The 15,584-nt window shown below is 35.9% G+C and carries 12 protein-coding genes; 8 read left to right on the forward strand and 4 right to left on the reverse strand.

Annotated features, from left to right (window positions below; translation table 11 throughout):
- Nucleotides 1-402 precede the first annotated feature (402 nt).
- Nucleotides 403-1,710, reverse strand: coding sequence for an acetyl-CoA hydrolase/transferase family protein (locus ACO5GE_RS03065; protein WP_484829462.1), 1,308 nt, complete (start codon nt 1,708-1,710; stop codon nt 403-405).
- Between the two features lie 279 nt (nt 1,711-1,989).
- On the reverse strand, nt 1,990-2,694 hold the full coding sequence (locus tag ACO5GE_RS03070; protein WP_484829463.1) for a B3/B4 domain-containing protein: 705 nt from the start codon (nt 2,692-2,694) through the stop codon (nt 1,990-1,992).
- Between the two features lie 499 nt (nt 2,695-3,193).
- On the opposite strand from ACO5GE_RS03070, the gene nrdD reads away from it, so the two are divergent.
- The 3 genes from nrdD to ACO5GE_RS03085 all read left to right on the forward strand — a co-directional run bounded on the left by nrdD (nt 3,194) and on the right by ACO5GE_RS03085 (nt 6,572).
- Nucleotides 3,194-5,347 (forward strand): anaerobic ribonucleoside-triphosphate reductase, encoded by a 2,154-nt coding sequence (gene nrdD / locus ACO5GE_RS03075; RefSeq protein ID WP_484829464.1) that lies wholly within the window; start codon nt 3,194-3,196, stop codon nt 5,345-5,347.
- A complete protein-coding gene (gene nrdG / locus ACO5GE_RS03080) occupies nt 5,347-5,847 on the forward strand; it encodes an anaerobic ribonucleoside-triphosphate reductase activating protein (protein ID WP_484829465.1) in 501 nt (166 codons plus the stop codon). Before nrdD ends, nrdG begins: the two co-directional genes overlap by 1 nt.
- A 281-nt stretch (nt 5,848-6,128) precedes the next feature.
- Complete coding sequence (locus ACO5GE_RS03085; RefSeq protein ID WP_484829466.1) at nt 6,129-6,572, forward strand: hypothetical protein; 444 nt, start codon at nt 6,129-6,131, stop codon at nt 6,570-6,572.
- A gap of 113 nt (nt 6,573-6,685) precedes the next feature.
- Here the strand turns inward: ACO5GE_RS03085 and ACO5GE_RS03090 are convergent, their stop codons facing one another.
- Nucleotides 6,686-6,973, reverse strand: a complete 288-nt coding sequence (locus ACO5GE_RS03090) for a hypothetical protein (protein WP_484829467.1) — start codon at nt 6,971-6,973, stop codon at nt 6,686-6,688.
- Between the two features lie 764 nt (nt 6,974-7,737).
- Here ACO5GE_RS03090 and ACO5GE_RS03095 point away from each other — a divergent pair.
- From ACO5GE_RS03095 to ACO5GE_RS03115, 5 genes are all read left to right on the forward strand, one after another.
- Nucleotides 7,738-8,889: a 1-deoxy-D-xylulose-5-phosphate reductoisomerase gene (locus tag ACO5GE_RS03095; RefSeq protein ID WP_484829468.1), complete on the forward strand. Its 1,152-nt coding sequence runs from the start codon at nt 7,738-7,740 to the stop codon at nt 8,887-8,889.
- Between the two features lie 4 nt (nt 8,890-8,893).
- Nucleotides 8,894-9,718, forward strand: a complete 825-nt coding sequence (locus tag ACO5GE_RS03100; protein WP_484829469.1) for a glycoside hydrolase family 191 protein — start codon at nt 8,894-8,896, stop codon at nt 9,716-9,718.
- Between the two features lie 447 nt (nt 9,719-10,165).
- A complete protein-coding gene (dxs, locus tag ACO5GE_RS03105) occupies nt 10,166-12,034 on the forward strand; it encodes a 1-deoxy-D-xylulose-5-phosphate synthase (protein ID WP_484829470.1) in 1,869 nt (622 codons plus the stop codon).
- Between the two features lie 145 nt (nt 12,035-12,179).
- Nucleotides 12,180-13,859: a M3 family oligoendopeptidase gene (locus ACO5GE_RS03110; protein ID WP_484829471.1), complete on the forward strand. Its 1,680-nt coding sequence runs from the start codon at nt 12,180-12,182 to the stop codon at nt 13,857-13,859.
- A gap of 50 nt (nt 13,860-13,909) precedes the next feature.
- Nucleotides 13,910-14,542, forward strand: a complete 633-nt coding sequence (locus ACO5GE_RS03115) for a hypothetical protein (protein ID WP_484829472.1) — start codon at nt 13,910-13,912, stop codon at nt 14,540-14,542.
- Between the two features lie 551 nt (nt 14,543-15,093).
- Here the strand turns inward: ACO5GE_RS03115 and fabZ are convergent.
- The gene (gene fabZ, locus ACO5GE_RS03120; RefSeq protein WP_484829473.1) at nt 15,094-15,522 is read right to left on the reverse strand and encodes a 3-hydroxyacyl-ACP dehydratase FabZ; all 429 of its coding nucleotides are present in this window, start codon (nt 15,520-15,522) and stop codon (nt 15,094-15,096) included.
- Nucleotides 15,523-15,584: the final 62 nt, after the last annotated feature.

Consider the following 15,584-nt stretch of genomic DNA (forward strand, 5'->3'; position numbering starts at 1 on the left):
ATAAACTATTTTAAATATCCTATCATAGAGAAGTTACGTCATAAAGATTACTATGTAATTCAAACAAAGCAACGAGCAACCTAATAAAGCAAACAATTCCATCTCTTTTTTCAATAAATTTAAGATTTTTTTCATTAGGTAATAGAGTTGTTTTTCGTTTTTCCTTCAATTTCATCTACCTCTGTAATCATCCGTATGTGGTCTTAAATCTGTTATGGCCCTTTGAACGAAACTTTCTATTACAGTTATCGAAAATAGATAAAAGTTCTATGTTATCAGTTGAACAATATTGTCTTTTTTCGACAGATAACATAGAACCTGCTCACAGCACTAAAAAATTGGCATAAGTGAATCTCACCCATACCAATTTTTGACAGTTTATTTTACTGATTAAACAACAAACTAATCTCGTTTGTAATCACATTTTTCATGGAATCTTTCTTCATAAGCTTTCGCCAACTCTTCACGGAAGTCAGGATGTGCAATGTTGATTAAAGCTCTTGCTCTTTCATTCAAAGATTTCGCACCTAATTTTGCAATTCCATACTCTGTAATGATATAGTCAACATCGTTGATAGAAGTTGTAACAGAAGATGCTTCTGTAATCACAGGAACAATTTTTGACATTTTTCCTTTTACTGTAGAAGGCATAGCAATAATGTTTCTTCCACCTTTACTCCAAGCTGCCCCTCTTACGAAGTCAACTTGTCCACCAACTCCACTGAACTGTTTCGGTCCGATAGATCCGGAAACAACTTGTCCTGTAAGGTCTACTTGGATACAAGAGTTGATACATACCATATTGTCATTTTGGCTGATGACACGAGGATCGTTTACATAATCAACCGGATACATTTCAAAGAATGGATTGTCATCTACATAATCATACAAATCTTTTGTTCCCATCAAGAAAGTAACAACAGTTCTTCTGTTGTGGAAGTTCTTTTTCTTGTTTGTGATAACGCCTGCTTTCATCAAATCCATTACCCCGTCAGAAATCATTTCAGAGTGAATTCCCAAATCTTTTTTATCTTTCATAAATTGAAGTGCAGCATCAGGAATCGCACCAATTCCAAGTTGTAAACAGTCTCCATCGTTTACTAAAGACGCGATATATTCTCCGATTTTTGATTCTACTTCTCCAATTTGAGGTTTTGGCAACTCAACCAATGGCGCATCATGTTCTACTAAGAAGTCCACATCGGAAATATGAATAAAACTGTCTCCAAGTGTTCTTGGCATATATTTATTTACTTGTCCAATTACAATTTTAGCATTTTCTGCAATTGTTTTTGTGAAGTCTACGGAGATACCGAAACTACAGAATCCATGTTTATCAGGTGCTGACAATGTTACCATTGCAACATCTACAGGCAACTCTTCACGATAAGCACGAGGCACTTCATAGAAGAAACGAGGAATAAACTCTCCATCTCCTCTTTCAACCGCTTTTCTTGTAGATGCTCCCAAGAACATTGCATATGTTCTAAAGTGCTCTGCTAATCCTTCTGCAGCATAAGGAGCTTTTCCTGGAACCAAACCGGAAACCTTTACATTCTTATAATTATCTTTCAAACGAACCATTTCTTCCAATAGATAAGTCGGTTCAGCCAAAGCGTGTCCCAATGCAACATGGTCTCCACTTTTTACATGAGAAAGAGCTTCTTCTGCGCTTACCAATTTCTCTTGGTAAATTTTTTTCCAATCCATCTTTGATAACCTCCAAATTTTTTTATTTTTCTATATAAAATACGGAACTATTATATCATATTCTATTCTTTGTATCTACTGCATAATTCCTCTTGATTATGCTATTACCCTTTTTTATGAAAAATAATCTCAATTCATACCATAGTTCTATCTCTTTTACAGTTAGTAGGTTTTATAAAAAAACACTTTTCGTCAGACTGTTCCTTCCAACCGAAAAGTGTTTTTATGATAGTTTTAATGATTGTTTATATTATACTGCTCATTACATTCTTCCTTGATTTATAGTGAAATACTTGGATGTTCCGCTGTGACAAAGAATGTCTCTGCAGTTGCAGACAGATATTTTTCAGCATACTCTGCAATCATTGCAACAGCTTGTTTCAAATCATCTTCTCGACCATCTTCAATGTTTTCCATAATGAGAAAGGCATTGGTCGTGTTATCGGTAATCATGGTACGCTCTCCATCTCTCCAATTGAAGCAACGACACACTGCACCTTTTTCATCACGATAACATAACTCTCCTTCTAATGTAGGGGAAGATTCTGTCTCTCCGATTAAATAAAACTCATCTCCTCCCGTTGTAATTCCAAGCAACAAATCTCCAACAAAAGTATCCAAATCTTCTGCTCCACAAGGAAATCCGAACTGTAATGATGCCGAATTATAAATATCTACCAACGGATTGATAGAACCTACCGGATTTTCTTTTTCTACTCTCTTCAATAGAGCCTCAATACTACAACGAGCTCCTTTTTTTGTTTTAAACTTCTGATATGCACTTCTCCAATTTGCAACGATTGGATTTTCATTAAATTTAGCTTTCACCAAAAATTTTTCAGCTTCACGATTGCTTCTTGACAAAAGTGCCTTCAATTCTTGTGGAACTTCTCCCTGATTATTGATTCCTTTCAAAAGTACTACCCCTAATGTTGCATTTGGAAATAAATTCCAAAAAGATTCTTCGGCAATAAACTGACTCATCTTTCTTTCCTCCTTGTATCACAATAGCATAAATACACACCCTAAATTCCTACTTCTATTATTATATCATAATAATGACTTTCTTTTTTAGTTTCTTTATTTTACTTTATTTTGTTGATTTGTCGTTGTCACATAATATAACCATACTATTTTTTTCCTATATCTTGTGTTTTATATTTTTTTGCAAATAAATGTACTTCTACGAATTCTTTGTAATCACTCACTTTCTTTTTTCAAAAAAAACCGTCTTTTTTGCAAAAAAACTCTGTAACTCTCTATTTCTAAAGCATAGACACTGTTTTCTATATATAGTGTGTAATATTGCAATATTTTTGTTTTTATAAGTATATATTGTATTGTATTTGTTTCATTACTGTAGTATACTATACTACAGTAATGAAACAAGCACTATTATAGAATGGTGTTTTTATATAACATTTAGAATTTTAGATAATATGAGTACAAAAATAGGAAAATAAAGAATGAATGAGGTCTAAATATGGTATTACACGTAATCAAACGGGATGGAGCCAAGGTTCCTTTCGACAAAGAAAAAATCATCATTGCTATCAACAAAGCAATGCATAGCAGTACAGGTATCTATGAAGAAGGACTTGCAGAAATAATTGCAACGGAGATTGAGGAGTTTGCTCGCTCTTTGAAAAGGGACTTGACTATTTACGGGATTGAAGATCAGGTCTACTACAAGCTAATTCAATATGATAATCCTGCGACTGCAAGAGCTTACGAAAATTATAAGGCTGTCCAAGCCTTCAAAAGAAAAGTAAATACCATAGACGAAGATGTTGTCGGAATCCTAAACCGTAGTAATATCAATGTTTTAGACGAAAATTCCAACAAAGATGCAAAAATTGTATCTACACAGAGAGATTTGATTGCCGGCGAAGTATCCAAAGACATCGCCCGTCGTTTAATCATTCCGACCGACATCGTTCAGGCACACGACAGCGGTGCCATTCATTTTCATGATATGGACTACATCATTCAACCGATGTTTAACTGTTGTTTAATCAACTTGGAAGATATGTTGATGAACGGAACCGTTATTAACGGCAAAAAAATCGACTCTCCAAAGTCTTTCCGAGTGGCGTGTACTGTTACTACCCAAATTATTGCTCAAGTGGCAAGCGGACAATATGGAGGTCAAAGTATCAACGGAATCGATCGCATTTTAGCTCCCTTTGTTAGAAAGTCTTACCTCAAATATTATGATAGCGTTGTCGAAGAACAAAAAGAAATCTACGGAATTGAACCTGATTTGCAAAAGGCTGAGGAAATTGCTTGGAAACGCACTCGAAGAGAAATCAAAGACGGTATCCAAACCATTCAGTATCAAATTAACACTTTGATGACAACAAACGGACAAGCTCCTTTTGTGACACTGTTTATGTACTTCCAAGAAGGATATGAATTTGAAAAAGAGGCTGCCTATATTCAGGAAGAAATTTTGTTACAACGGTATGAAGGAATCAAAAATGAACAGGATGTCTATGTGACACCTGCTTTCCCTAAACTGATTTACGTACTGGATGAACACAATGTGCATTCTGACAGCAAGTATTACTATTTAACGAAACTTGCTGCAAAATGTACTGCAAAGAGAATGTATCCGGACTATATTTCTGCAAAAAAAATGCGTGAAAACTATGAAGGCAATGTATTCAGTCCTATGGGATGTCGCTCTTTCTTAGCTCCTTGGAAAAATGAGAAGGGAGAGTATGTATTTGACGGTCGTTTCAATATGGGAGTTGTTTCATTGAACCTTCCTCAAATTGGAATTTTGGCGAACGGTTCAGAAGAAAAATTCTTCGATATTCTAGAAAAACGACTTGAGTTGGCAAAAAAAGCACTTCTTCTTCGTTTCGATCTTTTGAAGAATGTTACAAGCGACTGTTCTCCAATTCACTGGCAATACGGTGCCATTGCAAGATTAAAACCACACGAAAAAATAGATAAATTTATGGATAATGGCTATGCGACCTTGTCTTTGGGATATATCGGTGTTTATGAAGCAACCAAACTGATCAAAGGTGTTTCTCATACCGATCCTGTCGGTACGGCATTTGCACTCAAACTGATGGACATCTTGAAAGATTCCGTTGCAGAATGGAAAGCAGAAACCGGTATCGGGTTTGCACTGTATGGAACTCCTGCCGAAAATTTGACCAATCGTTTCTGTTCGATTGATCGTGCAAGGTTTGGAGAAATCAAAGACATTACCGACAAAGGCTACTACACAAACAGTTATCATGTCGATGTAAGAGAATGTATTTCCATATTCGATAAATTCAGTTTTGAGTCTGAATTCCAAAAACGCTCCACCGGAGGATGTATCTCCTATGCGGAAATTCCAAATCTAAATCACAATTTGGAAGCTGTTGAAATGATGATTCAATATATCTACGACCATATCACTTATGCAGAGTTTAATACCAAGTCAGATTATTGCCATGTTTGCGGATACGATGGCGAAATGAAAGTAGATGATAACAATCAATGGTTCTGTCCTCAATGTGGTAATACAGAACGTACCAAACTAACTGTTATTCGTAGAACTTGCGGATATTTGGGCGAAAATTTCTGGAATGAAGGACGAACCAAAGAAATCAAGGATCGTGTGTTGCATATCTAATGAACTATGCACAAATTAGGCAGTTTGATGTTGCCAACGGAGAAGGTATCCGCACCAGCTTTTTTGTGACAGGGTGCACACACTGTTGCGAAGGATGTTTCAATGAAGTATACCAAGATTTCAAGTATGGACAGCCATGGACAGAGAATGAGACGGAACTTATTCTTTCTCATCTCTCTCATCCAATGGTAAAGGGTCTTACTATTTTGGGAGGAGAGCCGTTTCAAAATGTAGAAGGATTGCTTCCTGTCTTGCAAAAAATAAAACAAGAGTCTCCCAAGACCATATGGATTTATTCCGGATATACCTTTGAACAGCTTTGTTCCGATGTAGACAAAAAAGAGCTGCTCAGCTTATGTGATGTTCTTGTAGACGGTCCGTTTATCTTAGAAAAAAGAGATTTGACTTTGCGTTTTCGTGGTTCTTCCAATCAACGAATTCTCGATATCCAAAAATCTCTTATATCAAATCAACCTGTTGAATATGTACTCGCAGAATGAAACAATTTTCATTCTGCTTTTTTTATGTCGGAAATGGAACATTCATGACATCATACATATCAAAATAAAGATGGAAACAATCTAATATAGTTTTGTATTCATTTTTATGGTAAAATGATATACAAGATAGTCAAAGATGTTAATAGATAAAAGAGTAATAAGATATCATAACAGAACGTAAGATTCGACAAAATAATATCATCATCTCTCATCACCTACTAACAATATCCAATGAAAATAGAACGAAATAACTTGTCAAAATCAAAAGGAGGAAGGTTTCATTGATTGATATCCAAACAGGAAACATTATTTTTCCCAAGCTAAATAAAACCATATCACCTCTCTTACACAATACTGATTTTATTGCTGATTTTCCAAAGAACCATATTCTACAAATCAGAGATATGGAAAACGGATATATCTGGTACGATATGAGAGAAGTGATTTATGATAAAAAAATTCCCATCTATCTATGTTTTAATCCGCAAAAAGTTCTTGAATTTGTGAATCTTTATCCACAGAGTTTTGATGTAAATGCCATCCGTCACTGGGAAGAATGGTCTCCTGAAGAAGTAGAGAAAGACAAAAAGTATTGTGATAAGTGGCTTATGAAATATTGTAATCTACAAAACGAAGAAAACTTTTTTTCATGGGGTACTATTTCGTCCTATTTTGATCCACGCTCATGCAGTAGTGGTATTTCGATTCACTATACAACAAAATAGAACGAATCTATCCCTTATCATTTGACTGAGAAAGTAGTAACCACTCTAAAAAAAGTAAACATCCTTAAAAATAAAAGACTCTAAAAATAAAACGCTCTGTAGAGAAAGTCGAACTATCCCAAGTCCCTTTTCATCCACAGAGCGTTAATCTTATCTTGATAACAATATCTATCTTTGTGACTATACCTATCTTTGTGACTATACCTATCTTTGTGACTATACCTATCTTCACTGCACCAACATTCCATTTCCTGTTTTTTGATACGGATTTTCTTGTACTCATGCTCAAAATCCGTCAGCAATCCGATATAGATGAAAATCAAAGGAAATGTGCATGGTGCAAAAAACGATAAGATTCCTGCAATAAACACACTGCTTATCAAAACTTGTTGCCCAATCATTTTCTGTTACACTTTTCTCAATATTTCATTTTTTATAGTAGTTTTCGTTACCATTTCTCTTTTGTTTATTTTTTCCTATCCACTTTTTATTATCCATTTTATTATCCATTAGAAACAAAAAGAATAAAACCAAAACACGAAATACCGAAATATAGTTTGATGATCTTTCTACCAAACTCAATATCTATTTTAACTTTAATTTTGTTATGTACTCATTATAAAAATATCTGACAGAAAAGATAATAGAATATGATTTCCAAAAACTTAAATATCATTAGTATTCAAAAACTTACTGAATCAATAATCTTCTATCAATAAACCTTTATTATGCAACACTGAATTTAGAAATCCTTTTCTTCTCCATCTCTTTGTGAATAACAACCTTCTTTTATTGAATCGCACCATTTTGCTATTATAAAACAAACTGTCAAAAAAATTCCTTTTCTTTCATTCACTCTTCTTCTATTTCAAAACAGTTCTATGATTTCTGTTTTAACAATATCTACACAAAACCCACACTTTCTCTATGAAAACAAACTTAATTTTGATACAATGAGATTGGTTATGTGGATACTAATTTCTTATTATCCATTCCCAATTTAGCAAACATATTTTAACCATAGTAGATTCCATCTGCTTTTTAAAGATAAGAAACCTGTCAAGCTATATATAAAGTGAGAATAAAAAAAAGAACAACTCTCTTAATATCATTGCTTTGTCACCATTCAGAACAGTTGGATTCTCATTCCTATCAGGAGGCTTTTATGAAAAAAATTGCTCTATTTGGTAGTACCGGCTCAATCGGTACTCAAACGACTTCCGTTGTAGATGAATTTTCTGACCGACTGGAACTTTGTACTTTATCAGCACATTCCAATACAACGTTATTACTTGAGCAAATCAAAAAATATCACCCACAATTCGTTTTTGTTACAAATCAACAAAGTTTTGAATGGATACAAAAAGAATGTGAACATATCTCTGTTGAGGTATTATACGGTTGGGACAGTCTTTCCGATGTTCTATCGTCTTGCAGAATTGATGTTGCTATCGGAGCAATCAGTGGATTTGCAGGGATTTTGCCAACTCTAATCTGTATTGAACATGACCTTACCATCGGACTTGCCAACAAAGAAACTCTAGTTGCAGGTGGCGACTTAGTCAAAAAAGCATTGCAACAACATCCAACCGCTCGAATCATTCCGGTTGACAGCGAACATTCAGCAATATTCCAATGTTTAGAAGAAAATCAAATCATAGATAAAATACTGTTAACTGCATCTGGTGGGCCGTTTCATACCTTTACCGAAGACCAGTTAAAACATATCAAACCGAAAGATGCTCTCAAACATCCAAATTGGTCCATGGGACAAAAAATAACAATTGACTCTGCCACTTTGATGAACAAGGGACTTGAAGTGATTGAGGCACAAAGATTATTCCAAGTGGATTATGATGATATCCAAGTTTTGGTACATCCACAAAGTATCGTACATTCCATGGTACAGTATCAAGATGGCAGCATTTTAGCGCAGTTGGGACAAGCTGATATGAGAGTGCCGATTCAATACTCTATCTTCTATCCGCAACGAATGAACAACTCCTTCACACGGTTTGATTTTGGAGACTTTTTGACTTTGACCTTCCAAAAACCGAATACCGAACTGTTTCCTGCGCTTCCTCTTGCATTTGAAGCCGGAAAAATCGGAAAATCCATGCCATGCGTACTGAATGCGGCAAACGAAATTGCAGTCCATGCATTTTTAAAAGAACAAATTGAATTTTTGGATATCGTTGCAATCGTAAAAGAAATGATGAATCAATTCCCAATTAGCGAAATTACTTCATTGGAAGAATTGTTCGAATTAGATCACAAAGTTCGTTCTCATACCACAAACTACATCAAAACAAGGTAGTGCTATGCGAAAAAGACCATTTCAAAAAGCAACTTGTTTTCTTATCATCATCGTAATCATAATAGGATTGTTCATTTATCGAACTTCACATTATGAAACAACCTACAGTGTATGGATAGGACTTCATCCAAATGACATGGATTCTTTAGAGCCTTATCATACCGTTGTAATCGATGCAAGCTACTTCTCCAAAGAACAGATTGAAATCCTACACAAACAAGGAAAAACGGTATACAGTTATCTGAATATCGGTTCTTTGAAAAATTTCCGTCCCTATTATAAGGAGTTTCAAACCATCACACTTGGACCTTATGAAAATTGGCAGGAAGAATCTTGGATTGATGTTTCCAATCAAGAATGGCAAGAATATCTCACTCAAGTGCTTGCTAAGAATCTTGTAGAAAAGGGTATTGACGGTTTCTTTTTGGATAATACGGATGTATGGTACTTCTATCCCAAAGAAAACATCTATACCGGACTGATCTTCATCTTGCAACAACTGAAACAGGAATATCAACTTCCTATCATAATCAACGGTGGAAATACATTTGTATCGGCTCTTATCGATTCGAACAAAACCAATCTCATCAATGGTGTCAACCAAGAAACTGTCTTTACTTCCATTGATTTTCAGAATCAAAGTTTTGGAAGACAAGAAAAAGAACAGACAGAATATTTGTGGGGCTATTTGATGAAATGCAAAAAAGCAGGATTGTCTGTATCCCTTTTGGAGTACGGAGAAGATGAGTTACTTGAACAAGAAATAAAAAAGAAATGTAAACAGGCGGGATTTGAATATTATATTTCTCCGTCATTGGAATTAAAATAAAATTCTACAAAAAATTCACCTTGTATCGAATAGAATCAATCGCAATTTCTCAAAAAATATCTGAATCTGCTTAATAGAAACGTGCTACTCACAAATACTCTAACAGAAAATCACATTAAATAAATGCGTCAACTGTTTCATACTCAGAGCCTGCTATTACAACATTTGTTCAGATAGAGGTTGAATCACATGATAAGATAATAAATTTGGTACAAACTACTGTTTCTACGGGTATATCATATTAGAGGATCCCTAATAAAAACAAAATTAGAATGTAGAATTAGAATGAATAAACTAACAACCTCCAATTCATAAACTGAGGAGGATTATTACAAAACACCATACGTTTTGTAGTAGGTATCGTAACTATTTGCAATCAAAATTCGTAGACAACCTTTCTTCTATCCTTGCTAAAGAAGGTTTCCTGTCTACCAAAGGAGTATCTATATGTTACTGGAAAAAATACAATCGCCGGAGGATATTAAGTCACTTAGCACTGATGAATTAAAAGAATTGGCATACGAAATTCGTGCACGTTTGATTCAAGTCACTTCCAAAACAGGAGGCCATGTTGCTCCCAACCTTGGAACTGTCGAGTTGACACTTGCACTACACTATGTATTCCAATCTCCGGAAGATAAACTGGTATGGGATGTCGGACATCAGGCGTATGTCCACAAATTGTTAACCGGTCGAAACAAAGACTTTGATTCTTTAAGACAGTTTCATGGTGTTTCAGGATTTCCAAAGCGCTCAGAAAGTGAACATGACTGTTTCGGCGTCGGACATGCAAGCACTTCCATTTCTGCTGCAACAGGGTTTGCCATCTCTCGCGACCAAAAAAAGGAAGATAATGAAGTTATTGCGATTATCGGAGACGGCTCATTGACAGGTGGAATGGCATACGAAGCGCTTGACCATGCGGGACATCTCGGTCTCAATATGACCGTTATCCTGAATGACAACGACATGAGTATTGATAAAAATGTAGGGAGTATGTCAGAATACTTGACTCGTGTACGTTCCGGCTCTAACTACAAAAAAACAAAAAGTGAATTGGAAGTTTTTTTGAAAAAAATTCCTGTACTAGGTTCTAAGATGTTTGCTGTTGCCGACTTCTTCAAAGACTCTTTACGAAACATTGTGGTACCCGGTTCATTCTTTGAAGAATTGGGTTTCAAATATTTCGGTCCAATCAACGGACACAACCTCCCACAATTGATTTCTGTACTGGAAAACAGCAAAAACTTCAAATGTCCGGTATTGATTCACTGTATTACAACCAAGGGAAAAGGGTTCCTCCCTGCTGAAGAAAGACCTGATAAATTCCATGGTACAGGTTCTTATGATCCAAAAACCGGTCAATCCGTTTCTTCAACATCTGCACCGACCTACACTGATATTTTTGCAAAAACGATGATAGCACTTGGCAAACAAGATGAACGCATTTCCGGAATTACTGCAGCTATGCCGTCCGGAACAGGAATCGGTGCTTTTGCAAAAGAGTTTCCCAATCGTTCCTACGATGTTGGAATCGCAGAAGAGCATGCCGTTACCATGGCAAGCGCGATGGCACTTGACGGGCAAATACCGGTTGTTGCCATCTATTCTACATTTCTACAACGTGGTTTCGACCAAATCATTCACGATGTAGCGCTCCAAAATGCGCCTGTTATTTTTGCACTGGATCGTGGAGGTATCGTTGGAGAAGACGGTCCGACCCATCACGGAGTATTTGATTTATCTTACCTTCGTATGATTCCAAACATGGTTGTTGTGGCACCGAAAGACGAAAATGAACTTCAAAATATGCTCTATTCTGCAACAAAATACAATGCTCCAACTGCAATTCGTTACCCTCGTGGAAAAGGATTGGGTGTTGCACTCGATGAAACTTTCCAATATCTAGAAGTTGGTAAATCTGAAGTGTTGAAAGAAGGAACTGATATCCTTATGATTGCTGTCGGAACAATGGTACATCCTGCAACTAATGTTGCAAGTACATTGGAACAAAAAGGATATTCTGTCGGTATAATCAACGCAAGATTCATCAAACCGCTTGACGAAACCACACTGCTTTCACAAATCATCAAAGCAAAGCATATCGTAACTTTGGAAGAAAATGTCCTTGCAGGAGGATTCGGAAGTGCTGTTAGTGAATTGCTCAAAACAAACGGTCATACAGACTGCTCCATGCTGTCTATCGGAATTCCGGATGAATTTGTACCACATGGAAACACTGATATTCTAAAAAAAGAGTTACAATTGGATGAAGACGGTATCTTACAACAGATTTCTTCTTTTCTTGGAGAATAAGTAAGCTAAAAATAAATACATTCAATGAATATCCTATCACGAAATCATTGGAGATTTCGTTAAGACAATTTCTCCAAACATCTATAGAGCTTCAAAAGATAGTTTATTCACAACAACAATTCAAGAACATGAATGGAGGGAAACTATGAAATTTCATGACATGCCGTATCAAAGACCTGATATGGACAAAACCATCGCTTTTTTCAAAAAAGTGAAACAACAACTTGAACACGCTTCTTCCGGAGCGGAACAAATTAACATCATCTATGACTATATTGCATATAAAAAGAAATTGGACACTACCATCAGTTTGGCAAGTGTTCGCCATACCATCGATACAACAGATCAATTCTATGAACAAGAGAATACTTTTATGGACGAAAATACCCCGATTATCACCAATTTGGCAGTAGAGGTATCACGCTGTATCTATCACTCGCCTTTTCGAAAGGAATTGGAAGAAGAATTCGGTACTCACTATTTCAAATTATTGGAGTGTAATTTGGTACTGAACGAAAAAGCAATTCCGTTTATGCAAAAAGAAAACGAATTGGTATCCAAGTATAGTAAAATCATTGCTACTTCTCAAATTGAATTTGAGGGAAAAATCTATACCTTGACACAAATGACACCTTTGTTGCAAGATACTGACCGTAACCGTCGATTCCTTGCTTACAAGGCAAGAAACAAATTTTTGGAAGAACATCAGGACGAATTTGATGCCATCTATGACGAATTGGTCAAAGTGCGTACGGAAATGGCTGTTGCCTTAGGATACAAAAACTATGTAGACCTTCAGTACAAATTACTGAACAGAACAGACTACAATCATGAAGATGTTTCAATCTATCGTGAAAAAATCTTAAAAACCTTCACTCCATTTTCAGTAGAACTTCGAAAAGAACAGGCAAAACGATTGGGAATTGATGATTTCAAATTCTACGATATTGCTTGTGAATTCCAAGATGGAAATCCAAACCCAATCGGAGATGAAACTTTTATTATTGAAAAAGCAAAGGAAATGTATGAGGATTTAAGTCCGGAAACAGGAACATTTTTCAATTTTATGATTGAAAACGAACTGATGGACTTGCTGGCAAAACCGGGAAAAAGAGCAGGTGGATACTGTACAAGTTTTGATGAATACAAGTCTCCATTCATCTTCTCCAATTTCAACGGAACCAAAGGAGATATTGATGTTATCACTCACGAAGCGGGACACGCATTCCAAAACTTTATGTCACAGGACATGAAACTTCCGGAATACATTTGGCCGACCTATGAAGCTTGTGAAATCCACTCCATGAGCATGGAATTTTTGACATGGCCTTATATGGAACTGTTCTTTGGAAACAATGTCAATAAATTCAAATATACCGCATTGAAAAGTGCAATCTCGTTCCTTCCTTATGGTGCAACGATTGACCATTTTCAACATTTTGTATACGAAAATCCGACTGCCACTCCTGAGGAACGAAGAAATAAATACCACGAAATTGAATTGATGTATCGTCCTGACTTAGACTATGCAGATGAATTCTTAGACGGAGGAACTTACTGGTTCCTACAAGCTCACGTATTTAGCACACCGTTCTACTATATTGACTACACCTTGGCTCAGGTGTGTGCATTCCAATATTTGATTAAGTACCTTGAACACCCGAAACAGACACTGCAAGAGTATATTACGCTATGTAAAACAGGAGGCTCTCAATCTTTCTTCGATTTGATTGAAACAGGAAAACTGAAAAATCCAATGACCACTTCTGTTATGGAAGATATTGTTCCAATCTTGGATCAGATTATTCACTCTATCGAAATCTAACAATATTATCGAAATCAAGTAATATCAATGTAGAAAAGGAGAGGATTGAAATGAACAAACCTTTGAAAAAAGCAATTCTGATTACTTTGATGAGCACCATCACACTATCTTGTTTTTCAGCTTGTTTTCCGACACCTGGAAAATCTCGAAATAATGAGGTAAACGGAATCCAATTACAAGCTGAGGTCAGTAAAGATGAACGAATTCCAATTATACGAACTATGACATTGGAAGACTACCAGTCAAAAGATGAAGCAGAAAAAGAAAAACTGCATGATTCTCTTTTTGGAAGAGTTGAAGGAGATATTCCTTGTGTCGATCTGCTCTACGATAATACCATTCGATTTCAAGTGATGAAAGATAAAACGGCAATTGCTACAGAAGAGCCTATCAAAGTAGAGATTATACCTCAACTTACCTATGAGGATGAAGATAAGACACCGATTGTCATTACCAAAACAATGCAAGCAGATACAAACAATACCTACACCCTACCGTTGAAACGCTATCGTACACAGTACGAAACCTATTTTGTGGATATGTATCTCTACAAATTGTACTACTCTGTGGACGGTGTAGACTATATTTCTCTCTTGGCAAGTTCGATGAGCAATCTTCCGGATGACAAGACACCGTTTGATAGTGAGCCTCTTGAAGTACCGATAGCGCCTGAGACAGAGTAGTGCCACAATATTTTTGAAAACGATTCAGATAGAATGAATGCGTCCTTTCAAGGTTGCAACAATTTCGATAGTATCAAAAAATATGATGTTGAGAACATAAAAACAATCTTAATCAAAAAAACCTTCTGTTACATGGAGTATGCCTCATCAATAGTATTCCTTGTAATATGGAGGTTTTTTCTTTTTATCAACCAAGGTGATCTCATCCTCTACTTCCTAAACTATCGTTGTTTTAACAAAAGTAGAACATAATAAAACTCTCTTCAATCAGATAAGAGAGTTTTATTATGTAGCTTAATGTGAATTTTTAGTGTGTTTCATCTTATGTTATTTTTCCTATTGCTCTATTCTTGCTATTTCTATATTCTTACTATCGTTATATTTTTCTTTTCCTCACCCTTACTTTCGCAATGTGAATGGAAAGTATAAGCATTGAATCAATCAGTCAAATATCTAACATTCCACAATAAGATTTTTTGATATACCGATAAGAATCAATATCTGATTACCCTCTTCAATAAGATATTCGTTTTAGGAAACAGTTTGCTATCTTATGACTGAATGGCGAATGTAATTTCCGCCTCACAGACTACTTTTTCTCCTACCTTTGCAATTGCCGTTCCCACTCCGATTGCTCCACGTTCTTTGGTAAGCTCGCAGAAAAGCTCCAATACATCTCCCGGTTTTACCATTCCTCTAAACTTCGCTTGTTTAATTCCTCCAAAAAAAGCAATCTTTCCTCTGTTTTCTTCTCTGGAAAGAAGTGCGACAGCACCTACTTGTGCCAATGCTTCAACAATCAAAACTCCCGGCATCACATGTTCTACCGGAAAATGTCCACAAAAAAACAGTTCATTGACACTGACGCATTTGATTCCTTTCGCCCATTTTCCTTCTTCGCCGTCTACTATTTTGTCGACTAACAAAAAAGGATAACGGTGTGGCAAAATTTCCTGTATTTCATTTGAATTGTACTTCATTTCTATGTCTTCCTTTCCTATTGTATGATACAAAAGGAGATGGTTCTTATCTCCCTCTCCCT

The organism is Filifactor sp., from assembly GCF_057248345.1.